Annotated in this window: 18 protein-coding genes; 2 read left to right on the top strand and 16 right to left on the bottom strand. The window is 39.0% G+C overall.

Going from position 1 to position 25,254, the window contains the following annotated elements; translation table 11 throughout:
• Positions 1–676: 676 nt before the first annotated feature.
• The 6 genes from ACFIJS_RS05915 to ispG form a co-directional block, all read right to left on the bottom strand.
• Entirely contained in the window at positions 677–967 is a 291-nt protein-coding gene (locus ACFIJS_RS05915) for a hypothetical protein (protein ID WP_375650619.1), read from the bottom strand.
• 1,074 nt (positions 968–2,041) lie between these two features.
• Positions 2,042–2,926 carry an MFS transporter gene (locus tag ACFIJS_RS05910; RefSeq protein WP_375650618.1) on the bottom strand — a complete coding sequence of 295 codons (885 nt, stop codon included), beginning with the start codon at positions 2,924–2,926 and terminating at the stop codon, positions 2,042–2,044.
• Positions 2,927–2,988: 62 nt separating this feature from the next.
• On the bottom strand, positions 2,989–3,444 hold the full coding sequence (locus ACFIJS_RS05905) for a ThiF family adenylyltransferase (RefSeq protein ID WP_375650638.1): 456 nt from the start codon (positions 3,442–3,444) through the stop codon (positions 2,989–2,991).
• A 47-nt stretch (positions 3,445–3,491) separates the two neighbouring features.
• Positions 3,492–4,097 (bottom strand): ThiF family adenylyltransferase, encoded by a 606-nt coding sequence (locus ACFIJS_RS05900; RefSeq protein ID WP_375650617.1) that lies wholly within the window; start codon positions 4,095–4,097, stop codon positions 3,492–3,494.
• Positions 4,081–4,827, bottom strand: coding sequence for an AAA family ATPase (locus ACFIJS_RS05895; RefSeq protein WP_375650615.1), 747 nt, complete (start codon positions 4,825–4,827; stop codon positions 4,081–4,083). The genes ACFIJS_RS05900 and ACFIJS_RS05895 overlap by 17 nt, the downstream gene beginning before the upstream one ends.
• Before the next feature lie 815 nt (positions 4,828–5,642).
• Positions 5,643–6,884, bottom strand: coding sequence for a flavodoxin-dependent (E)-4-hydroxy-3-methylbut-2-enyl-diphosphate synthase (gene ispG, locus ACFIJS_RS05890; protein WP_375650614.1), 1,242 nt, complete (start codon positions 6,882–6,884; stop codon positions 5,643–5,645).
• Positions 6,885–7,411: 527 nt separating this feature from the next.
• On the opposite strand from ispG, the gene ACFIJS_RS05885 reads away from it, so the two are divergent.
• Positions 7,412–7,696 (top strand): hypothetical protein, encoded by a 285-nt coding sequence (locus ACFIJS_RS05885; RefSeq protein WP_375650613.1) that lies wholly within the window; start codon positions 7,412–7,414, stop codon positions 7,694–7,696.
• Between the two features lie 469 nt (positions 7,697–8,165).
• Here the strand turns inward: ACFIJS_RS05885 and ACFIJS_RS05880 are convergent, their stop codons facing one another.
• From ACFIJS_RS05880 to ACFIJS_RS05845, 8 genes are all read right to left on the bottom strand, one after another.
• Positions 8,166–9,173 (bottom strand): HlyD family secretion protein, encoded by a 1,008-nt coding sequence (locus ACFIJS_RS05880; protein WP_375650611.1) that lies wholly within the window; start codon positions 9,171–9,173, stop codon positions 8,166–8,168.
• Positions 9,174–9,202: 29 nt separating this feature from the next.
• Positions 9,203–10,831, bottom strand: coding sequence for an MFS transporter (locus tag ACFIJS_RS05875; protein WP_375650610.1), 1,629 nt, complete (start codon positions 10,829–10,831; stop codon positions 9,203–9,205).
• Positions 10,832–10,855: 24 nt separating this feature from the next.
• On the bottom strand, positions 10,856–11,272 hold the full coding sequence (gene atpC / locus ACFIJS_RS05870) for an ATP synthase F1 subunit epsilon (RefSeq protein ID WP_375650609.1): 417 nt from the start codon (positions 11,270–11,272) through the stop codon (positions 10,856–10,858).
• Positions 11,273–11,381: 109 nt separating this feature from the next.
• Positions 11,382–13,025 (bottom strand): F0F1 ATP synthase subunit beta, encoded by a 1,644-nt coding sequence (gene atpD, locus ACFIJS_RS05865; RefSeq protein WP_375650607.1) that lies wholly within the window; start codon positions 13,023–13,025, stop codon positions 11,382–11,384.
• A gap of 19 nt (positions 13,026–13,044) precedes the next feature.
• Positions 13,045–13,956, bottom strand: coding sequence for a F0F1 ATP synthase subunit gamma (locus tag ACFIJS_RS05860; RefSeq protein WP_375650606.1), 912 nt, complete (start codon positions 13,954–13,956; stop codon positions 13,045–13,047).
• A gap of 20 nt (positions 13,957–13,976) precedes the next feature.
• Positions 13,977–15,512, bottom strand: coding sequence for a F0F1 ATP synthase subunit alpha (gene atpA / locus ACFIJS_RS05855; protein WP_375650605.1), 1,536 nt, complete (start codon positions 15,510–15,512; stop codon positions 13,977–13,979).
• Positions 15,512–16,096 carry an ATP synthase F1 subunit delta gene (gene atpH / locus ACFIJS_RS05850; protein WP_375650603.1) on the bottom strand — a complete coding sequence of 195 codons (585 nt, stop codon included), beginning with the start codon at positions 16,094–16,096 and terminating at the stop codon, positions 15,512–15,514. The genes atpA and atpH overlap by 1 nt, the downstream gene beginning before the upstream one ends.
• Positions 16,097–18,042: 1,946 nt before the next feature.
• On the bottom strand, positions 18,043–20,238 hold the full coding sequence (locus ACFIJS_RS05845; protein WP_375650602.1) for a primosomal protein N': 2,196 nt from the start codon (positions 20,236–20,238) through the stop codon (positions 18,043–18,045).
• A gap of 1,068 nt (positions 20,239–21,306) precedes the next feature.
• Between ACFIJS_RS05845 and fsa the strand changes: the two genes are divergently transcribed.
• Complete coding sequence (fsa, locus tag ACFIJS_RS05840) at positions 21,307–21,960, top strand: fructose-6-phosphate aldolase (protein WP_375650600.1); 654 nt, start codon at positions 21,307–21,309, stop codon at positions 21,958–21,960.
• On the opposite strand, the gene ACFIJS_RS05835 is transcribed toward fsa, so the two are convergent.
• Both ACFIJS_RS05835 and leuS read right to left on the bottom strand, forming a co-directional pair.
• Entirely contained in the window at positions 21,957–22,553 is a 597-nt protein-coding gene (locus ACFIJS_RS05835) for a hypothetical protein (RefSeq protein ID WP_375650599.1), read from the bottom strand. The genes fsa and ACFIJS_RS05835 overlap by 4 nt on opposite strands.
• Positions 22,540–25,185, bottom strand: coding sequence for a leucine--tRNA ligase (gene leuS, locus ACFIJS_RS05830; RefSeq protein WP_375650598.1), 2,646 nt, complete (start codon positions 25,183–25,185; stop codon positions 22,540–22,542). The genes ACFIJS_RS05835 and leuS overlap by 14 nt, the downstream gene beginning before the upstream one ends.
• Between the last annotated feature and the right edge of the window lie 69 nt (positions 25,186–25,254).

Genomic DNA, 25,254 nt, shown 5'->3' with positions numbered 1-25,254 from the left:
TTGAATTAGAACTCTGAATACCGTAGGATTTTTTCATTTCAATCTGTGTATATTGAATCAATCAAAATCATTCGCTTTCACCTCACAAAAGGGGAGAGCCGCGTGAGGAAAAAACATCAAAGAAAGGACTAAAACATACCTCTTATGGATCGCCTCAAGAGTCAAAGGCTGCAGCAAACATTGGGGGTTATAGCAAAGTGCGTGATAGTGTCCGCATGCTCCTTCAAGCGTAGAAACATTTTTACAAAAGTATGTAATAACTTCAATTTAATAATAATTACGATCACTGTACCACTTTAATTCGTCACGCTCTTTATCTTGTTTATTCAATTCATCGCATAAAAAGAGAATTGATAAGATTAAACAGAGAATGATCATTGAAACAGAAAAATAAAAAAGTCCTTATTATTATATATAATATCGCAATTTAATTTATGATAAGTACTTTTTTCAAGCTAAGTGCAAATTTCCTCCTTTAAGTGAAATTTTATTATTAAGATGAAGAGCATCATTGTAAGTGAACCTATGCCTGTTGCCAAAGCAGAAAAATATGTCCACCTTTTGAAGGCATCATAAAAAAACATGCAACATAAATAAGAAAATGCCGCGTTGATCAATAGAGTATTATAGTCATTTAATATCCTTCGAGAGAATTTTGCCCATTACCCATTAAATGTTATTTGTAAATTTTTCTTAGTTTCATCATGTCATATATCGTATTGAGCTCTATGCAACAACGCACTATTTGTTTAGTGTTGTCACCATGACCAGCTCCCATACTAGACATAAGGTCAATAAGTTGTGTTGTTGAGCTAATGCCATTTCCACTTGAAGGATTAAGAAATTTTTTCGCATAATCAATCATGGAATCCGTAGAGTTCATAGACATATTATATGCCCAAATAAAATTGTTTTTTCTCCAATTATAGTCATAACGCAAACTGCTTATGACATAAAGTAAGCCCATGACCTCTCCTCATTATGATCACCGCGCAATAAATTAACAAAGCGTCCACATAAAACAATAAGTATGGAACGATGCCATATAATATCAAATTTGGGCGCTATATTCTCATAACCATGGCTATATACGAAGTTTCTTGCTTGCTCTTATTTTTGAAAATGTTCAAAAGCCTCGTATTTTTCATTTATGTATTCTTCGTAAAGCTTATTGTACTGCTCTAGACTATCCACGCGAGTACATCCCACAACAATACAAATACAGAGCTAGCGCCACAACCAAAGAGAAAATACTTAAAATAAGAATAAAAGATGTCGTTATCTCAACAAGATGATTCATCTTTTAAAGGAAACAGGAATAAAACGTGTTAGATATATCAACAATAAAATCGGTCATGAGAAAAGTCTATTTGAACAGGCTATAAATTGTCCAACTGCTTAATTAGCTCTAATGCGATAAAGTGTTACCAGCAAGAAACCAATGAAAATGGGAAAACTGCTCCATCACCATTCCTTAATAAGCATATGATCCAGCACAATCATTCTCTTTATCAGCGTCCAATCTTTTGTCAGCAACTCTTGGCGCAATATTCATGAGAAGCATTTTTATTTCCTTTTTAATGATTGTTATGCCATGCCCACTTATAACGTATAAGCAGATGACTTTGATTGCTTCAACATACATAGTTTTAAATAAGAATAACTGACACTATTCAGCTTTCTCATTCAACATACAAAACAACGATGTGCCTTAATAAATAAAAGCCTCGATCCACTATAAACCCCATGAAACACACGTGAAATACGTTACTATTTTCACTGAGATTTCTTTAGGGCTCCTTCTAAAAAAACATTGCCAACAGATAAACCAATAAATAGATACCCAAAATATAAACGAGAGAGAAAAAGCCAAATATATTGACCATATACGCACTCATGTAAAAAAATACCAATAAGCTAAATCTCCCAACAGTTGACAAGAAAGATTCATATGTAGCCCTGAAATGATCACTAATACTATCGTGCAAAACAACTTCTACACGCAGATATGTATACTTAATTAAGTAAAAAATCATAAAGACTAAAATAACAGCAATTTCTTTTTTCGGCTCAAAGAAAACCATTGTAAAATCAGTGAAGCTGAAAGAAACAACAGTAAAATAAAATTCACTCTTTCACTTAGTTTTGTAAAGAGAAAACTAGCCAAGAGCTGAGAAAGCAATATCAATGAAAATGTCACACCAAGATCAAAATAAGTGACATTAATATGATGATCTTTAAATATCCACTGCCAATACTGCGAGAATATATTGAAAAAGATCAGTGAAAAATAAAAGCATAAAGAGATATAAGGAACTCTAATAAAAATAGACAACATCTCTTTAGCGTCATAAATGAGAGAATTCGCTTTATTTGGTTTTTTCTCTCCTTTCAGGTCATCAAGAAAAAACAAACCAAATAGTGTCGTCATCAACATTAAAAACGCCGCGATATACCATATATATTGGCTAGAATAATCAGCAAAATAAGCACCGATCAAACTGAATATAAACATGCCGATGTAATTATATTGAGAGCTCGCTCCCAGCACTTTTTTAGTCGATGTCAATTTTGCTTTTGCATATTGAACAAGTAAAGCATTATAGGCGCCAGCAATCAATGTCAGCGATAAGGCATTAAAAGATTCTGCCAAAAGAAATCCATAAAAGCTTGTAGAAAATCCCATGAGAAAGAGCCATGTAGCAGCAAAAGCCGCTGCCAAAACGATCGATATTTTATAACTTTTTCTATCGGCAAAATATCCCAGAGGAATATCTGTAACCATCATAATAAAAGCCTGAAACGACTTAATGATCCCGATATCAATAAGAGTTAGCCCTTTTTCAAGCATATAAAATACAATAAAGGCACCTGTTAAAATTCTTATACCGTTAAATAAAAATCCAAATGCTAATATACTTGTCATCCATCCCCCCCAATAACGCCAAAAAAGGGCACCATATACATCATTTATATAAAGATAAAAACTTATATTTTACGACAAATAGGGCAATAACCGCTATAAGGATCTTCAGTCCTATCAATTTTATAGCTGGAAAAATTAATAAATAATGTTTTTTCTATAATTTGACATTTGTCAAAATCCGTTAAATATTTTACTGCCTCAAGAGCAGCCAAAGAACCAGCAACCGCATTATACGGATCTATCAAAGTATTCATATAGTTTTGCTTAATAGTCTTAACAAACTCAAACTCATTAACATCCTTCATATGATTCTGATTCACACATGCATAACATCTTGTTTTACCTGGAATAATCAACGGGCCAACAATAGCATTTACCATGGCCGAAGCAGCATACAACAGCGCGCCACCCATATTAAAAGCAGCTTCGTTCATTAAATGGAAAAAAGCTGGCCTTGGATTATCTGCTGCGCATATAACAAGATCAGCTCTTTCGAATAGACGGCATGCCTTTTCTATATTATCTATTTTTTCATCATAGAACTCATATTGAGTCGAAAGACTAATTATGGAGCTTTATCTCTAGCAACATCAACCTTTTTTTTACCTAAGTCACTATAATTATAGAGTATCTGTCTAGATAAATTTGATTCTTCGACAATATCAAAATCATAGCTTTTAATATGTCCTGCCCCCATAGCAGATAATGTATAAAAAACATAGCTTCCACATCCACCCAAACCAACTATAGTTATCTTAGCATCTTTCAATTTGGAGTTAGCTAAAAGGGCATTGTCAAAACTACCTGATACATGCTTGAATAAGTTAATTTGCCTATCAAATCTATTATACTCGCTCTCACTAAGCCTAGCTTTTCTAATAGAATCCTCCTTTGAAAAGGGTGGTTCTATTATTCTATTATCAAGCATATATTTTGCTAAATACAAAAAATCTTCGCTTTCTGCAGTATCTAGGTTACATTTCAATATTATATCACCTATGGTATTCTCTGCATCAAAACACGCCAAAGCCTTTATAACATTCGGTGACGTACCACTCATATCAAGAGCTATAACATTTTGCAGATCCGCCCCTATCAAAACCTCATCACCTTCTTGCCTCGCTGATATGGTATACGAATAAACATACTTGTTTTTATATAGCAAATTCATTTTCAAATCTCCCCCTAGCAAGCTGAAGATCTACATGACTCAACAAATCGTGCAAATCACTTGTGTTATCAAAATTAAAATTATCGAAACAAAATTTACGCCCATGATACTCTTCAAGATATTTTATATGTAGCCTTATAGCATTCATTTTTTCATCTATTGAGAGCTCACCTAAGCGTACATGATGAAATCTACGAAAAAATGCTGCATCCCCTTGAATATGTGCTAATTCTGCAGAAGTTGCCGCTATAATTAACTTTAAATTCTGTTCTAGCATAAAAGGTTTGAATAAATCCATGGCACCGATACCTCCATCACTTCTGGTATTAGCGATTGAATGCCCTTCATCAATAAAAAGGGCGACATTCTCATATGGAGACACAGTTTCTATTAAAGTTCCGATTTTTCGTTCAAACTCCCCCCGTAATCCCGTATCAGATATCACGCTTCCTAAATTAACCTCTAGTATGACATATCCATTCAACATAGGCTTAAACTGATTAAGCCTAAAAGCTAACTCACGCACAAAAGAAGTCTTCCCACATCCAGCAGGACCAGAAATAACAATACTTTTCTTATAAGCGCAAAACAAAGAAACCATCGCTGTTCTTATCATTTCTTCGCGACCAATATACGGAGATCTCTTTCCTAAACCAAGGACATTCAAATTGACTCTACTTTCTCTCATATCGCGAGCCAATAATAGCGCCTCTTCATTTTGTAAATACATATCACCCCCAACCGTAAATAGAAGGGGTCATACAACCCCTTCCAATATTTTCAATTATGATAATGCAGAATCGCAAATCAAAGATTTTACTTTAGCAGATGTAGAAGAATAAGACTTGATCTTCGTTCCTAGTACCACTTTACTATTTGATTCTACTTTCATTTTAACCTTCTTGTTTAAAATAATATTCGGAAGAATGATCTCTCCCTATTTTAATTTTGCATTTATATTAATTATGTCAATTAATAATTTGGAATAACTTATTCCGTTACAAAATCGCTCAAGCCATATTTTTTATAGCGTCTCAAGTCTGTAATATTTGTTCGAAATGGATTTTTATTTTTCGAAGATAAGTACTTCCAACCATCTGCGCAGTTTATGATTTTTTGTACTTTTATGAACTTGCATAGAAGGCTGTTATAGCAATACAAAGCTTTTTTGAGGTATTGAAGTATTTGAAAAAAAGTACAGGACCCCACGATCTGCAAGCAATAAAGCTTTTGTAAAAAAATTAAACAATAAAATTTTGAAAAGAGTTCAAATTATCCTATTAATTGGGAAAAATTCTAACAGCACTATCCAGCTTTTCATGGAAACCCATAAAATTGCTGGAAATAATGTCACGTTTAGTTTTCTATTGGATCTGTTTGAAGACAGTATTATTAAGGAAAAATGCTTGAAAACAATGAAGAAGCGCATCAATTTATAAACGATCATCTTATTTCTCAACATGCAACCACAATGAGGACTGAATATTGATTTACAAGCAAAAATACAGCCTTTAATGAAGAAAAAATGCACTCAAAGAATTTATTTCAACTCTGCCCAAAGCGTGTATGAATATAATCACTCAAAAGCGCTTCAAATTCTTCAGCAATGTGATCACCCCGCAAAGTTTTTACCTTTTGTCCCTCAATAAAAACAGGTGCCGCAGGACTTTCCCCCACTCCAGGCAAAGAGATTCCAATATCCGCATGTTTTGACTCCCCCGGTCCATTGACGATACATCCCATCACGGCAACCTTCAAACTTTCAACGCCAGGGTATTTTTCACGCCAAACAGGCATATTTTTGTATAAATCTGCTTCAATTTTTTGCGCCAATTGTTGAAAGACCGTTGAGGTTGTGCGCCCACAACCAGGACAAGCCGCAACCACGGGCAAAAATTGCCGAAACCCCATCACTTGCAAAAGTTCTTGCCCCACTTTTACTTCTCGTGTCCGATCACCACCAGGTTTTGGTGTTAAGGAAACTCGTATCGTATCGCCAATCCCTTGCTGTAATAAAATGCCCAAAGCCACCGAAGAAGCAACAACCCCCTTTGTTCCCATCCCAGCTTCCGTTAATCCCAAATGAAGAGCATAATCACAACGCACTGCCAAGGTAGTATAAATAGCAATAAGATCTTGGACATCACTCACTTTAGCAGAAAGAATAATTTTATCACGTCCCAATCCCATCTCCTCAGCGCAAAAAGCCGATTGCAGAGCAGATTGCACAACAGTTTCCCGCATCACTTCAGCAACCGATAAAGGATTTTCTTGCTGTGCATTTTCATCCATAAGCCGTGTTAACAATGCGTTATCAAGAGAACCCCAATTCACGCCAATGCGAATAGGTTTATGATACCGACAAGCAATCTCAATAATTTCTGCAAATTGACGATCTTTTTTTTTGCCAAAACCAACATTTCCAGGATTGATGCGATATTTTGCAAGCGCCTCAGCACACGCAGGATGCTCAGATAAAAGCTTATGGCCAATATAATGAAAATCCCCAACCAATGGTACAAAAAATCCTAACCTCTCCAATCGCTCCCGTATTTTGGGTACAGCTGCTGCCGCTTCATCGCGATCAACAGTAATTCGAACCAATTGTGAACCAGCTTGCCAAAGAGCAGCTACTTGAGCAACAGTTGCATCAACATCAGCTGTATCTGTATTGGTCATTGACTGTACAACTATCGGGCTCTGCCCCCCAATGATCACATCACCAACAGCAACACCAATAGACCGACGACGCTCAAATGGTTTAGATAAACAATAGGTCGTACTCATCAAGTCCTCAAATTTTTAAAATGCATGAAAGGCACTGCCCAATTAATCCAACATATTGATTTATAATAATCTATTTTTTACAAATTTGAATGGCAAACCAAATATCGTAAGATTTTATCATTTTAAATCTTCTTAATTGAATCAATCAATACCACTCCCTACAGCCACAAGAGAACATATAGATAAAAACTATAAATAAGGAATAAAAACTCCTTATAAACTATTTCAAGTGCCAAAAGCTATCCCAACACTTTAAACAAACAAAAAAATGAAGACATCGCCCACCATCTTTATGAATGAATCTTATACCATTTTGTAAAAATTTTTACCTTATATCCTTAACAAACACCATCATGAAATGGACTCGAGCACATTAAGAAATGCCTCATTAAACCCAAACTCTTAATTCCCATCTCACCCACGCGCGACATTACCAATGCAACCTTTCAATTTTCAAGCCGTTATAGCAAAACCCCAAACACAATTCCAACTTCACGCAACAATTTAACACATGAAGGAGTCAATAAATGTGCCTATTTTCACCCCATAACAAAAATGCTAAAATTAAAAAACGTATAGCACAATTAAAAAGAGAGCTGGTCCCCGTAAATCATTGGAGTTCTCAAAATGATAGCTTTGAAAACATTTCTGAGCTGTTTAACACATGGAAACAAAAAAGCCGTCACGCACTTTATCATCTCAACAAACATGCTACAGAATTAAAGAAAAAAGCGAAAGAAAATCCTAAAAAAACCCTCGCATTAGCAGCAGGAGTCGTTTTAGTAAGCTTCTTGCTGATCCGTAAAAATTAACAACACAACCAACAACCTTCCCTTTTAATGCCCGACTCAAAGCGGGCATTTTTATAGTTTACAAAATATAAACTTTACGTCTCCCCCCTAACTTTACGCTTTTCTCCAAAAGGTAAGTTTTCCATCCATCTCGCCAGTCTATCATTCAATTTTTTATCTGGCAGTCCCCTACCCCTATCCTCAAAACACGCGGTGGCACCGCACCTCAAAGAACAGCGTTGTGAGAAACTACAAGAAAAGCTTTCAACATTGCATCCCCCTCTTTTACTGAGTAATTTCAAAGGAAATAGAACAGAATAAAGATGTATGCGCTTTAATATTCTAAGGAACATTATTTCACAGCATGACATATAAGAATTTTAAGAGCTTTAAAAGATGCAGTATAACAAACCAAATGAAATCTTCCAATGTAAATACCCATTTGCTATAAGTAAATGAAGCAAAAATTAAACTGAAAAAACCCAAAATTTTATCCTCCAGAATCAACCTGCTGCGAAGTATCCACATACGTAACCACGGACATACCAGGAATGAGCTTTTCAATCCCTTCCTGCCCAGGATCTAAAGCAATCCGTACTGAAATACGTTGCGCAATTTTGATAAAATTACCAATTGTCGTATCTGTTTTTAACAATGAAAACTCCGATCCTGTCGCTGGAGCAAAACGAACCACACGCCCTGTTAATTTTTTGTTGTTCAATGCATCAACAGAAAAAACAACCGGTTGTCCCACACGCATCTGCGAAAGTTGTGTTTCCTTATAATTAGCAATAATCCAAATATCATCAGAAATAACAGAGACCAATTGCGTACCCGGCATAACATATTGCCCTACCCTAGCGCCAACCAATCCAATATAGCCTGTTCTAGGAGATAAAATCTTTGTATGATCGAGATTAAGTTTTGCCAATTCAACACTTACCTTTGCTCCCGAAACTTCTGACTGTAAACTCTGTTTTTCAAGATTTAATTGTTTTTGCAATTGCCGTTTTGTTTCTAGGGCTGCCAAGAGTTGTGAAAGAGGACGAGAATCAGAAATTGCCGCATCACCAAAGCCTAACTTTTTACTATCAGGAACAACATTGGAGAATGCTCGTGAACGCGCTAATTCCGCTTCTGCAGCATTAACTTCTCCCTGTAAAATCTGAGCTTGCAATTCAATACTTGCCAGTTTTGCATTTTTTGAATCGAGAACAGCCTGTGCCCGTGCAAGCTGCTGACGAAAAAGAGAATCATCAAGCTCAAAGAGCAGCATTCCTTTTTCAACACGTTGATAATCTTGCACATAAATCCGTGCAATCACCCCAGAGATCTGTGAACTAACCAGAGTAACATTGCCTTTAATGGAAGCATTATCCGTTATTTGAATGTTATTTACAAAAGGAGGAAGTCTCCAAGCCCACAAAATTAGCAAAACACCCGTAATGCCTGACAGGAATGCAACAATCGTAGCTTTTGACCGTAATGCTTTTATCATTTTTTGCACCCCTCTTCTATGATATCATTCTACTTTTCTAACGTACGCAAAGAGCATGACTTAATAACCATTGTGACAAGAAAGATAATGAATACAATCATTGAAATATAAAAATAAAGCCGAAAAACGTCATCATAAGCAAAAATATTTGCTGTTAACTTAAATTTTTCTATCAACATAGAAGTACCCTGTTCACTCCCAAAACCATGAGGAACAGAGGCACCATAAGAAGGCGAAAACAAAGTATTCATCTCACCAGAAATAAGCGGATCAGTCACAACAATATTTTGTGTTAAGGACTCAAAGTTTTTATGGGCAAAATAAAACTGTAAACTGCCAAAAAAAGCCGATCCCATTAATCCCCCTGTCACTTGCGTTAGCAAAAAAACCGCAATAAAACTCAAAACATAACGCGGTCCTCGCTCACCAGCGATCACAAACCCTTTGAAAAGAGCAGGAGGCAAAAAAAGTGCATAACTAAAACTCACCAACCCTTGGCTCAACATCATATCTTTCGGACGCGTTAAATAGTTTACACGACTGTCTAAATAAGCTCCCAGCGCCAAACAACCTAAAGATAACAAATAAAAATAATCTTCACGCCCCGCCCGTAAAAAAAAGACACAAACAGCCCCCCCTAACAGAATACCCAATGTCACCGCAAGATACATGGGCGCCATTTCACGATTAAGTAAACCAAAAAGATTAAAAAAACCTACAGGCAAATTTGACCGCTCCAACAAAAAAACATGAAAGATCAATAAAATCAAAACAGATTGAACCATTTCTTTACTGAAAATCCAACGGAGATCAATCAACGGTTTTTCTCTATTAAGCTCAATAATAATAGCAATAGCCAACGAGAAAATAGCAAGTGCAAGCCCCCAACCAATCCATGGTGCTTCATACCACCAATACAATATGCCAACAGACATAATCACGGCATTTAATCCAAGACCAAAAGCAATTAAACCATAACTTATCCAATCTAACTTTTGAATAACCTTACTGCGGACAACAGGCGTTAGAGGCAAAGTATAGATACAGACCAAGCTAATGAGAACCAACCCCATTTCCAGAGCGGAAAGACTGGAAAAACCACCATTTTCTAGCAAATCAGGAGAAATCAAACGTGATAAAGGTGCCGCTAAAGCCGCATTCATATAATTCAAACTAAGACCAACAGTAAACTTCTTTGCTGGAGAAAAAGCCTCCATCATATAAAGCAGCGCAAGCGAAGCCAAAGGAGCAGCCGCAATCCCAGCAAAAAAGCGAATAATCAATGCAGAACGCAAATCCGTAACAAAGAGTTGCAACACGCAAACCAAAACGAAGCCAAGGATTGATAATTCAGCAAAAGCACGCAAACCAAATTGATAGCGAATTTTGATCAACATAATCGCTACACTCACATTTGGCGCCATATAGGCCGCTACCAACCATGTTGTCTCGGTCAAAGTTGCGTGAAAATCACCCGTAAGATGGACAATGTTAGACTGAACAATATTAGCCCCTAAACCATAAGCCCATTGCAAAATAAGAGAAGCAAAAATATAAACAAAACATTTTGGCAAAGGTCCTGCAAAAATACGACCAGGACGAGGAAAAGGTTTGCCACTCCTTTTAGCAAACACAACCGTACTCTTTTTTCCGCTCATGTCACCTTTTTCCTGTATACGCTGCTACGCCTCTATCAACACAGCACCATCAGCTGACAATTGCTGGAAAAAAGCCTCTATTTTATGATTATCCTCATCTCTTGTTCCTCCTTCCAACGTCGCTTGAACCTGCAAAATCTGCTGTTCTAATACATCAAAAGAAAGATGCTCTACAGCCACAACGTGCTCTACCAATAAAGAGCAGCCCGAAAAGGTAATATTTGCAACGCCCCCGCATACAGCAAATAATTTTTCACCTAAAGAGGTGCGAACACGCACACTACCCAACACAATACTTGCCATCAATGGCGCATGATGTGCCATAACTGTCAAAGAACCTGAGGCTGAAGGAAGAACAACAGACACAACCTGCTCTGAAAACACAATTTTTTCAGGCGATACAAGCTCAAATAAAAAATGCTCTTCTCTATTGTTTTCCACAAAAATCTCCACAACACCCGATACAAGGACTCTCTGTTTTCTTCAACGACTTGCCCTCTTTAACGAAAAATATTCATAACAGTTTTCTTTTGAATAAAGAAGCTTCTTACTAAGAAGCCTCTGCCATGAGACGCTTTCCTTTTTCAAGTGCTTCATCAATCGAACCAACCATATAAAAAGCAGCTTCTGGCAAATCATCATAATCGCCAGCACAAAGACCTTTAAAGCCTTTGATTGTCTCTTCTAAAGGAACGAGTTTCCCCGGTGAACCAGTAAAGGCTTCCGCAACATGAAAAGGTTGCGAAAGGAAGCGTTCAATTTTACGCGCCCGTCCCACCAGCAATTTGTCATCTTCAGAAAGTTCATCCATTCCAAGAATAGCAATAATATCCTGAAGCGCTCTATAACGTTGTAAAATGGTTTGCACTTGGCAAGCAACAGTGTAATGCTCTTCCCCCACAATCAATGGATCCAACATACGCGAGAAAGAGTCAAGCGGATCAACCGCCGGATAAATTCCCTTTTCCGCAATAGAGCGCGAAAGAACAGTTGTTGCATCCAAATGAGCAAAAGACGTTGCCGGCGCCGGATCCGTCAAGTCATCAGCAGGAACATAAATTGCCTGAACGGAAGTAATAGAGCCTGTTTTTGTACTGGTAATACGTTCTTGTAAAGCCCCCATATCCGTTGCCAAAGTCGGCTGATACCCCACAGCAGAAGGAATACGCCCTAAAAGAGCGGATACCTCAGCTCCTGCTTGCGTGAAACGGAAAATATTATCCACAAAGAAGAGAACATCTTGTCCTTCATCACGAAAACTTTCTGCAATTGTCAATCCTGAAAGAGCCACACGCGCACGTGCTCCTGGTGGTTCATTCATTTGCCCGTAAACAAGGGCACATTTTGACCCTTCCGTTGAACCATTATTCTCTTTTGGATTCACATTCACGCGGCTTTCGATCATTTCATAATAAAGATCATTTCCTTCACGTGTACGTTCTCCTACACCAGCAAATACAGAATAGCCACCATGTGCCTTTGCAATATTGTTTATAAGCTCCATAATGAGAACGGTTTTTCCAACACCAGCACCACCAAACAAGCCAATTTTACCTCCTTTAGAATAAGGAGCTAACAAATCCACAACTTTAATACCGGTGACAAGAATTTCTGAAATGGTTGATTGCTCAACATATTCAGGTGCCTCTTGGTGAATAGAACGCATTTTGGTTGCAGGAATGGGTCCCACATTATCCACCGGCTCTCCAATCACATTCATAATACGCCCCAATGTTGCTTCTCCTACAGGAACGCTAATTTGTGTGCCTGTATCCACAACCTTTTGACCCCGCATCAAACCATCAGTCGTATCCATAGCAATCGTACGCACGGTATTTTCACCCAAATGCTGCGCAACTTCTAATACCAAGCGATTGCCTAAATTCTCTGTTTCCAAAGCGTTGAGAATATTTGGCAATTCACCTTCAAATTGCACATCAACGACAGCACCTATAACCTGCTTGATTTCACCAACAGCGCCTTTTGCATGCTCTTCTTTTTTTGCGGATGTATCTTTTTTTACAGGTGTATCTTTAGCTGCATCACGCGCAGGTACAGAGGAAGCCTTTACATCCGCTGAAGCCTTTACATCCACTTGAGATTTCGAAGCGGCTTTTTTCACGCCGGAACGAGCAGCTGGCTTCTTTTTTTCACCTTTTTCTGTTCCTTTGCTTGAGGTTACTGCATTTACCATCAATCCTTACCTTTTCCATTTAAAGCGCTTCAGCGCCCGCAATAATTTCGATCAATTCTGTCGTAATCTGTGCCTGACGTTGACGATTATAAGCGACTGTCAATTTATTAATCATTTCACCTGCATTGCGCGATGCATTGTCCATAGCTGTCATCTTAGCGCCCATCTCACCAGCAATATTTTCTAGCAAAGCCCGAAAGATTTGCACCGAAAGATTGCGTGGCACAAGCGCCTCTAAAAGAGAAGCCGCATCAGGTTCATACTCATAAACAATTGATTGTGACCCTTTGCTATGATCAGTTTGCCCCTCAACATCTATTGCCTTAACAGCTGCTTTTGGAGCAATCATCGGAATCAAGCCAAAAGCTGTTGGGCGCTGATTAATCACAGAAATAAATTCAGAATAAAATAGCGTACAGACATCGAAAGCGCCTTCATTGAATAAATCAACAATCCGTTGACTAATCATCACTGCCTCTGCAAAACCAATGCGCTTTACAGCATGCAAATCGATATGATCAATTATCAAGCCTTTGTAATCACGCGATAAAATATCCGCACCTTTTTTACCCACAGTGATAATTTTTACTATTTTACCAGCCGCCAACAATACCTTAATCTGTTCACGTGCACGACGAGCGATTTGCACATTAAAAGCACCACACAAACCGCGCTCAGCAGTACACACCACCAAGAGATGCACATCATCTCTCCCCGTACCACGCATAAGAGCAGGCGCATCAACACCATCGACATCAGTAGCAACACTGGTCAAAACATCAGCCATCTTCTTCGCATAAGGACGCGCAGACTGCGCTGCCTCTTGCGCACGATGCAACCTTGCCGCTGCAACCATCTGCATAGCTTTGGTGATCTTTTGTGTTGCTTTAACCGAAGTGATACGGTCTCTAAGATCTTTTAGTGAGGACATTCAAGCATTCCATCAATTCATCACGAGAAATTTTTTGCATAAGTATTAAGAACAGTTATCAACTTATCTTTCAGCTCGTCTGTTATTTGCTTTTTCTCAGCAATTGCCTTTAAGAGATCTTGATAATCACTACGCAAAAGCACCAAAAGTCCCTGCTCAAACCGCGCAACATCAGAAACCGCCAAAGCATCAAGATAGCCATTCACACCCGCGAAAATAACCACCACTTGTTCTTCCGTTTTAAGTGGAGAAAATTGTGGCTGCTTCAACAGCTCTGTCAAGCGCGCACCCCGATTCAACAGACGCTGGGTTGACGCATCCAAATCAGAGCCAAACTGCGCAAAAGCTGCCATTTCACGATATTGCGCCAATTCACCTTTAATCGAGCCAGCAACTTGCTTCATCGCCTTAATTTGTGCTGCAGAACCAACACGCGACACAGAAAGACCAACATTTACAGCAGGACGAATTCCTTGATAAAACAAATTAGTCTCTAGAAAAATTTGCCCATCAGTAATCGAAATCACATTTGTAGGAATATAGGCAGAAACATCATTTGCTTGCGTTTCAATAACCGGCAAAGCTGTCAACGACCCAGATCCATTTTCCGCATTCAACTTCGCAGCCCTCTCTAAAAGACGCGAATGCAGATAAAAAACGTCTCCCGGATAAGCTTCACGACCTGGAGGACGACGCAATAAAAGAGACATTTGACGATACGCCACCGCCTGTTTTGACAAGTCATCATAACCGATCAAAGCATGTTGCCCATTATCACGAAAATACTCACCCATAGCACATCCAGCAAGAGGTGCAATAAATTGCAGTGGCGCTGGATCAGAAGCGGTCGCTGCAACAATAATAGAATACTCCAACGCCCCACGTTCTTCTAAAACTTTAACGAATTGTGCCACTGTCGAACGTTTTTGACCGATAGCCACATAAATACAATAAACTTTGTCTTGCTCTCGTCCAGCCACTTTTTCATGGAAAGGTTTTTGGTTTAAAAATGTATCGAGCAAAATTGCTGTTTTTCCTGTTTGGCGATCACCAATCACCAATTCACGCTGCCCCCGTCCAATAGGTATGAGTGCGTCAATCGCTTTCAATCCGGTCGACATCGGTTCATGCACTGACTGACGCGGAATAATTCCAGGAGCCTTAACATCGACACGACGACGCTCTGTTGCTTTAATGGGCCCCTTACCATCTATAGGGTTTCCCAATGCATCAACCACACGCCCAAGCAAAGCGGGCCCCACAGGAACATCGACGATAGCACCTAACCGCTTTACACAATCACCTTCACGAATATCGCGATCTGAGCCAAAAATGACCACACCAACATTATCAACTTCCAAATTGAGGGCCATACCGCGCACACCGTTTGGAAAGGCGACCATTTCCCCTGCCTGGACATTATCCAAACCATAAACGCGAGCGATACCATCCCCTACAGAGAGAACCCAACCAATTTCTGAAACCTCAGCCTTTTGGTCAAAGTTTTTGATTTGCTCTTTTAGAATTTTTGAAATTTCAGATGGTCTAATATCCATCAGCTGACCTCTTTTTTCAATGCAAGCTTAAGCGAAGACAATTTTGTGAGAAGAGACGTATCAATTTGAGACGACCCCACACGAACGATTAATCCACCAAGAATTGTTGGATCCACAATGATGTGTAGCAAAACTTTTCCTCTAACGACACCTTCCAAAGCCTCACACAACTCTTGTCTTTGTTGAGAACTTAAGGAGCGCGCAGAAACAATTTGCGCAGTAACCTGCCTACGAGCGCGTGCAACACAACGCTGAAAAGCATGTAAAATACCAAATACGGCACTAAGCCTACGATTTATTGCAATAACGCGTAAAAAATCACCAATAACCTGCCCTGCGTTTTTATCAGCAAATTTGATGTTTGCACAAACAGATTGCATCACCTTAATTTGCTCTTTAACTGAAAAGAATGGACTGAGCACAAAGCGTTTTAAATCCTTATTTTGCTCCAAAATAAGCAAAAGATCTTCCACTGCCTTTTCAACCTTTTCAACGTTTCCGGCTTCTTGAACGCAATCAAAAAGCGCTTGCGCATAGCGTTGATCTACCAACGGCAGCGGTATGAGAGAAAATGAACCCGACACGAAATACCGCCTCTTTCCCTTGAGCGACTCTCTGATAGTTATCAGATGAAATGAAACAGACATTCTCAATCTTAAGAATCTTCCTCTTAAGACCTAGAACAAAAATCATTTGGTTTCTAGCATAGACATAGCCGACTCGCAACACTACAAATCACTGCTTTTTAAAAATTTTAATAAAATATTCAAAATATTTTTGAAAAGAATTTTTTTAGACATACAGGATGGCATCACATTGTTTTATGCCTCTTTTTGACATTCTCTGAGCGATTTTTTCACTCTCTTTGATTTTGCTTCAAACGCTCTTGCCACCATAACAAAACACTTCTTCTCTCAAAAACGCTCCCTTTATCACCACAAAACCTTTAACGAGATGCGAATGCGACTAAAAAAGTCTATTATTTCAAACTGATAAAAAAGAAAAAATAATGAATATCCTCCTAAAAATTAAAGAAAAATTGATCTTTTTTCTTCAAACACCCACTCCTTAAAAAAATCACCAAATATATTTTCTTGTAAACACACTCTTTAAGTATACAACGCATTGATTTATAATGTATCATTTTTCATACCAGATGAGACCAAAACATCGAAAGATTCTCTTTTTTCAAATCCTGTTATCAAAATCACTCCCTTGCTCCATCACAAACAAAAAAGGAAATGATTAAAGAAAAAAACACCTCTTACTAAACGCTCTCAAGTACCAAGAGCTTTCGTAATAAATACTAAAAGCTAAATAATAAATGGCGCCATTTTATACCTTTATGAAATAAAGAGGGGGAGTCTTAACGCAGTTTTTTCATTCATGAAAGCTTTTACATTCTACACTCGAGAAACATTTGCTTAAACAAGCATATGAATGTAGTAATACAATCGATGTTCTGTAATATTCTGTTTTAGGCATTCTGCTTTACATGAAAAATGTGTCCCCATTAGAGAACGAAAGTAACAAAGGCGTGAAACAATGGATAATCTCCATTTCACGATAGCGCCTATAAATGCTATAATAGTAACCCCATTGAGCAGCCTCATCTTTACACTTATGAAAGAACAAGCCGGCACCACAACACACTTTGCCATCTCCCATTTTTACGACAGCCCTTAACACTTGAGATGATTAGGCATTTTAATCCTTTCTTGTATAGTTTCACGCGACACAGACTCCCCCATCTGTAACATGCAAATGAATGGTTTTGATGGATCAATATAAACAGATTTGAAATAAGAGAATCCTACGATAGTTGAGACTCTAATATGAATAATGGCATATTATCGCTATAAATTAATATGTTATTATTTATAAAAATTATAATTATAGGCGCTTCTGAAAATTCTAGAGCCAAATGAATAAGGACGGCAACGATGGATGCTCATTTTGACATTTCCACTCTAAAATGAGTCTGTGTTCTCGTCAAAGATAAATAAAATAGATATATACAATACTCTCGCCTTAATCTAGCATACAAAAGCAGGTACGACTCATACACCACTAATACATCTTATTAACGCTACTTCATAAGATTTTAAGGTCAAACAACATTAAAACACGACCTTCATTAAGCCTACATAGCTTCACTTTATATGGCACTATATCGCACTGATTTTAGAATTAGAAAAAGCATAGATCAATATCAATTTGAACCCAAATAGAATTGGGTATTTTTGGCGTATTTGCAAGCTTTTCAGTCCCTATAATCCACCCCTATAAAAAGAATCCGCCTATCAAAAGGATACTGTCCCTAAAACAAAAAAGGGGTAAAAGCCGAAATGATAGCACACTCGAATAAGAGAGGCACTTCTGCTGATTCCATAACAAAGATATTTTTCCCCGTGGCTCTGCTTAATGCAATGCACATGTATCATATTCTGCTGCTTGGATGCTTATTCTGAATAAGATAATATTAAAAGAACCTTAAGCAAAGAGACCTTCATTTTATGCGATACTGATTTTAGAAAAAACTTTGCGGATCAATATCAATTTGAACCCGAACGGAACTAGGCATTTTGGGTGTAGAGCTAAGCATTGCACGTATAAACCCTTGTATATCAAAAGAGCGCTGTCCTTGCAGCAAAAGCCGAAAACGATAACGCCCCCGAACCAAAGCCAAAGGCGCTTCTGCTGGTCCCATAACCGAGATATTTTTCCCCCGTGGTGCTGCTTGACGCAATGCGCGCGCGTAATATTCTGCTGCTTGGCGCTGTTGTGCAGATACAATCAAAGAGGCAAGTCGCCCATAAGGAGGCAAATGATAATGCTGACGCGCTGCAATCTCACGTGTGTAAAAATCTTCTGGCTGGCATGAAAGTAAGGCTTTGATGACCGGATGATCTGGTTGATAAGTTTGCAATAATCCTAAACTTTCCAATCCCACACGCCCTGCTCTTCCGGTAACTTGGGAAAGGAGCTGGTAGGTACGTTCGCTTGCGCGTAAATCGCCATTGGCAAGACCAAGATCAGCATCAATAACGCCAACCAGAGAGAGCTTGGGAAAATGATGTCCTTTAGCGACCAACTGTGTTCCAATAATAATGTCCACATCACCGTTTGCAATGGCTTGTAATTCGCTTCGCAACTTCCCAATCCCTCCTTTGAGATCTGTTGAAAGAATCAATGATCGTGCCTGTGGGAAAAGCATTTGTGTTTCTTCTGCAATTCTTTCCACACCCGGTCCACAAGCCACGAGATGGTCTAATGTCCCGCATTCAGGACATGCCTCAGGAAGTGGTTGATGATATCCACAATGATGACATTTCAGTTGCCCTTGCGCACGATGTTCCACCAACCAACTCGAACAATCGGTACAATGAAAACGATGTCCGCAAATTCGGCATAAAGTTAAAGGTGCATAACCACGACGATTAAGAAAAAGAAGTGCTTGTTCGCCCTTATCAAGCGTTTGTTTTAAAGCCTTTTCAAGAGTAAAGGAAATAAAGCGCCCCTTTTGCACCCCTCCTTGGCGCATATCAACCACCCGCAACTGTGGAAGTGCAACTTCTTTAAAACGGGAAGGTAAATGCACCTTTTGATAACGCCCTTTTAAAACATTGGCTTGGCTTTCAATCGACGGTGTTGCTGAAGATAAAATAACAGGAAAATGCTCAAAAGAGCCCCGTGCAACAGCCATATCACGCGCATGATAAAAAATGCGCTCTTCTTGTTTATAAGCGCTATCATGTTCTTCATCGACAACAATCAAGCCAAGCTCATGAAAGGGAAGAAAAAGCGCTGAACGAGCCCCCGCAACGACACGCACCCGCCCTTCTGCAACTTGCCGCCAGACGCGTTCTCTACGACGTGGCGTCAAATCAGAATGCCATTCTGCTGCCGCAGCTCCAAAGCGTGCATAAAAACGATCTAAAAACTGCTGTGTTAAAGCAATTTCCGGCAATAAAATTAAAACCTGCCTGCCCACTTTAAAAGCTTGAGCAACCGCTTCAAAATAAACCTCTGTCTTTCCTGATCCCGTAACACCGTCAAGCAAAAAAACTTGAAACTGAGAAGATAAAACACCTTCTCGCAACATTGTTGCTGCTTCATTTTGCGCTCCCTGCAACTGAGGGGGACAAAAGTCAGGATCAGGCATTGCCACAAGATCAGGAGCAGGAACTATAACATCTTCAAAAACCCCTAGCGCTTTTAAACCTTCAACAACAGAAACCGAAGTTCCAGCCGCATGCGCAAGACCAGAACGTGTCCATATCTTCTCATTACGCACCAATTCCAAAACCCGTGATCGCGCTGGTGTGAGACGTTCTACATTTCCACCACAATATCGCAAACCCAGCATCTGCGCTTCCGGCTCTAAAGCAGCCGGTACAGACAAAACCAATCGCGCCACAAGACCAAAAGGCGCCATTGTATAGCGACTAACAAAACGCAAAAATGTGATCATTTCTGCCTTTAATGGAGGGCAATCAAAAACATGAAGCAGAGAACGTAATTTTTCACGCGCCACCGAACCAGACCTTTGTCCATCTGCTGTCTTCTCTCCAACTTCCACAATAAAACCGCAAAGCTCACGCCCCATCACCGGAATCCGAACAAAGGAACCAACGTTCACCTCCATAGAAGATGGAACTTTATAACTATAAGCGTGAGCAACAGGAAGAGGAACCAATACGGATACAATCCTTTCCTCTATCATGTTTGAATTCATCTTTTAAACCAATCTACGACCTCTGAAGCACCAACAGGTCTAAACCTTATCTTTAAACACTCTTATAAAATTCATTGCAGAATTCAATCTCTCCCTCCTATTATAACACTTTTCTCACAAGAATTCTTTTTAACACTCATTCCATCACCAAAGTGCCAATATTAAAGAACCAATCTCATCCTCTATAACAAAAAACTCTATAGCAAAAAAAATTAGCGCCATTCTTCTGTGCAAATAAAGATCATCACTATTAAGCATTCAACATGATATCGTAAGTGCACTCTTCAACAAAGCTATCCCATAGCGTGATTTCTTCCCAACACACACTTTTATTTTTTTTACGATGAATTTTTCTCATTTCAAACCCATCGAGGAACATTTGTAAATCCTTATTGATGAAAGAGCATCCCATGATTTTAATGACAGAGAGAATAATATTACAAATGAAACTGTAACAATATTCACCTTGGCTTTTTGCCAAAACGTGGAAACACGTGCGTACATCTTTCAGCTTGATTGAGAATACGCAACAATACAAGCAGCACAAAAGCGTATTGTTGAAGAATAGGGTACACAGAATAAATCAATGTATTGACCATAAAAAAACACTTCATGTATAAAATTTTACATGCCTTCTTCAATGGTGTTTTACGATAAAATAAATCCATTCGCTTCTATCAAAAATGAGGTTAAACGTACCCTCTGAAAAATTGAAGTATCTTATGATGCACTCTCAAATATCAAAAGCAATCGCAAATAGAAAATGAGCAAAGGTATGATAATGCTAGCTTATTTTCATAAGTATAAAAATACCGCTACGCAAAAATTCCAATACGCAAAAATGTTGGTACGCAATGAGCTCTATGCCTTATCACAAGCAACGATATAAAATGGGTGTGGAAACAATAAGTAATATTTCTTTACCGAAAACGGGTACATGATTAACATCATAGCATTCTTGTTCTTTAAACAGGTATTAATTCTTTCTCTTGCTTTTTCAGTCAACAATAGCACATAACAAAAAATAGGATAAAAGCTAAAAGGAAGAGGTTAGATATGAAGTTTTTTGTGGATAGCGCCAATATCGAAGAAATCCAAGAATTACAGAATTTAAGCCTTATTGATGGTGTCACCACCAATCCCTCTCTCATCCTAAAATCAGGACGCAATATTCTTGATGTTACAAAAGAAATTTGTGCTCTCACTAGCGGACCTGTTTCTGCTGAAGTTGCAGCAACAGAATTTGAAAGCATCATGAAAGAAGCGGCTGTTTTAGCAAAAATTGCCGACAATATTTGTATCAAGCTTCCTTTAACACTCGACGGATTAAAAGCCTGTAAAGCCCTTACAGCAGAAGGACTAAAAACAAATCTTACACTTTGCTTTTCTGCCAATCAAGCCTTATTAGCAGCCAAAGCAGGCGCAACATTTGTTTCGCCTTTTATTGGTAGACTTGATGATTGCGGAAATAATGGAAGTAAACTGCTTCATGAAATTCGCACAATTTATAATAACTATAACTTTGAAACACAAATCTTAGCCGCTTCAATCCGCACCGTTAATCATGTCAAAGAAGCAGCACTAAGTGGTGCTAACGTTGCAACAGTTCCACCAGCAATCTTAAAAGCACTGGTCCAACACCCTCTCACTGATAAAGGGTTGCAAATATTCCTCGACGACTGGAAAAAAACAGGACAAACTATTGCTTAATATCTAGAATTTTTATTGGAAAGATCTTTCGAAAGTAACAAAAAAATCTGTTCAGCCAATTCTTCAGCAATACGTTTTTTTGCATATTCTTCTGCTTGCATCGTTGCATATTCTTGACGAAGTCGGTCAAAAGATGCATTCATTATTGCTGTTCCTTTTGCAACAAGAGTATTTTTCATATCCTGCAAAGTGTAAGAAGCTCTGCTCATAACAGTTCCAACAGAAGGTCGTCCTTTTCGTTTTTTCTCGAAATCAACCTCTATCTGCATAGATTCTCTTGTAAATACGGATATCTGCAATGCCAATCGATAAGCAGGTAGAGAAGGTTTACCACCATTTCCATACAAAAGAAACAGCAGATGATTGCGCACCATTTGACCAAAACGATCCGAAGACTCTTCCACAACAATAGAGGCGAGCTTTTGCGCAAGCCCCAAAGAAACTTGCCCAGAAACAGGATTCCCATAAGAAGCAGAATCCATTGTCATTGCACTCTGCAACTCTTGACGATAAAGCGGTTCAACTTTGCATCCACACAACAGTGTGAATACACCAGCTAAAACGACAAGAATAAAACTTTTAAAAAACGACATTCACAATCCTTTGTGGAACAATAATGATTTTTTTCACAGGCTTTTCAACCAGCTGTGCCTTTACAAAATCTAAAGCCAAAACCGCTTCTTTAATCATCGTTTCATTCGCTGTTGCTGAAACGGTTACCTCACCGCGTTTTTTACCATTAATTTGTACTGGCAAAGTATAGCATTCCGTAACGGTTAACGCGCGATCATAAACAGGCCAAGCAAGCGCAGACATTAAAGTTTTTCCCCCTAAAGCAGCATGACATTCTTCTGCTAAATGGGGCATCATCGGTGCAATCATGGCAAGAAAAAAATCCATGGCTTGACGTAAAGAAGCTTTCATCTCATCGTCAATACTTGCTATTTTGTTGAGCAACGGTGCCATAATATTCAAGAATTCATAAAGACGTGCAATAGCCCGATTAAAAGCAAATTTTTCCAAATCATCTTCTACAGCGCAAAGCGTGCGATGTGCGACCTTTGAAAGTTCCAAAGCCATCCCCTGATGCCCTGCACAAGGCGCCACATTCTTTAAAACAGAAGCACTCAAAGCCACACAACGCCAAATACGCTGTACAAAGCGATGGGCTCCTTCAACACCAGATTCTGTCCAGATGACATCCCGATCAGGAGGAGAATCTGACAACACAAACCAACGCACAGTATCAGCGCCATAGGATGCAATGATATCATCAGGATCAACGACATTCTTTTTTGATTTTGACATTTTCTCAATCAAACCAATCGTCACTTCACTTTGATCGGTTAATTTATAAGCTTGTCGCTTTCCATCTTTTTCAACAATCGAAATTTCTGCTGGAGAAACCCACCCTTGATCATCCCGATAGGTTTCATGCACCACCATTCCTTGCGTAAAAAGCCCCTTAAAAGGCTCATCTACTGTCACATGACCGACCAATTTCATAGCACGCATAAAAAAGCGTGCATAAAGAAGATGCAAAATGGCATGCTCAATTCCACCAATATATTGTTGCACAGGCAACCATTCAGCTGTTGCTTGTTTGTCAACAGGTTCTTGCGCAAAAGGAGCCGTAAAGCGTGCATAATACCAAGAAGAGTCAACAAATGTATCCATGGTATCGGTTTCACGTTTGGCAGGTTGACCACAGGAAGGACAAGTAACATTCTGCCATGTTTCATGCCGTGCAAGAGGATTTCCAGGTTGATCAAAAGTAACATCATCAGGCAACACAACCGGTAAATCGGTGCGCGGCACCGGAATCACTCCGCAAGATGTACAATGAATCATCGGAATGGGGCAGCCCCAATAACGTTGACGTGAAATCCCCCAATCACGCAAACGAAATTGCACTGTTTTTTTCCCTTGCGGTTGCCCATTGAGCATTTGTTCTTCAAGCCTTTTGGCTACTTCTTCAAAAGCTTGTTGCGGTGTCAAACCATCCAAAAAGCTGGAGTTGATCATCACACCATCACCCGTATAAGGTGTTTCAGCAATGACAAAATCTTCTGCTTGCTCTCCTTTTGGCAAAACCACCGGTTGTATTGGAAGATCATATTTACGCGCAAAATCGAAATCTCTCTGATCATGAGCCGGACAACCAAAAACAACCCCTGTTCCATAATCTATAAGCACAAAATTCGCGATATAAACAGGAATATGTACTGTTGAATCAAAAGGATGAACTGCCAAAAGGGGCGTGAGAAATCCTTGTTTTTCAGCTGTTTCAAGTGCTGCCGTTGTCGTTCCACCACACCGACAGTTTTCGATAAAAGCACTCAACGCTTTATCTTTCTTTGCCAAAGCTTGTGCAATGGGATGGTCAACAGACAGAGCTAAAAATGAAGCGCCAAAAAGTGTATCAGGACGCGTTGAATAACAAATAACCTCATCAAATGTCTCACAAATATCATCAACACCACTTTTTGCCTTTAAAGCCCAACGAATCAGCAAACCTTGTGATTTTCCAATCCAATTTTTTTGCATAGTGCGAACTTTTTCCGGCCACTGCTCCAGCTCCTCAAGCCCAGCCAAGAGATCTTCACTAAAGTCGCTAATTTTGAAAAACCACTGCGTCAATTCACGCTGTTCCACCAACGCACCAGAACGCCATCCCCGTCCATCAACAACCTGCTCATTTGCTAAAACAGTATGATCAACGGGGTCCCAATTCACCTTAGCTACTTTACGTGCAACCAACCCCTTTTGATAAAAATCAAGGAACAACATTTGTTGACGATGGTAATATTCCACATCACAAGTCGCAAATTCACGCGTCCAATCGAGTGAGAGCCCTAATTGCTTTAATTGCCCCCGCATAACTGCAATATTTTGATAGGTCCAAGTTTTAGGATGCACTTTACTTTGCAGAGCAGCATTCTCAGCCGGCATACCAAAAGCATCCCAGCCCATAGGATGAAGCACATTAAAACCCTTTGCCCTCTTATAGCGTGCCACCACATCCCCCATGGCATAATTGCGCACATGTCCCATGTGAATGCGGCCTGACGGATAAGGAAACATTTCTAAAACATAATATTTTTCACGAGCATCTTCTTGAACAGTTTGGAAAATTTTCTTTTCATCCCAAATTTCTTGCCATTTTTTTTCTCTCGCACGTGGATTATAGCGTTCACCTATATTATTATAATGTTCAATCGTCATTCCCATTATACTCTTTTTATAAAATAGAACCAAAAACTTGTTTTATTATGCTTGACCATGGATTAACTT

It is taken from the genome of Bartonella sp. OT172YNZD, from assembly GCF_042193725.1.
Taxonomy (GTDB): domain Bacteria; phylum Pseudomonadota; class Alphaproteobacteria; order Rhizobiales; family Rhizobiaceae; genus Bartonella; species Bartonella grahamii_A.
The sequence above is the reverse complement of the archived record's forward strand: the minus strand, read 5'-3'. Positions and strand labels throughout refer to the sequence as shown.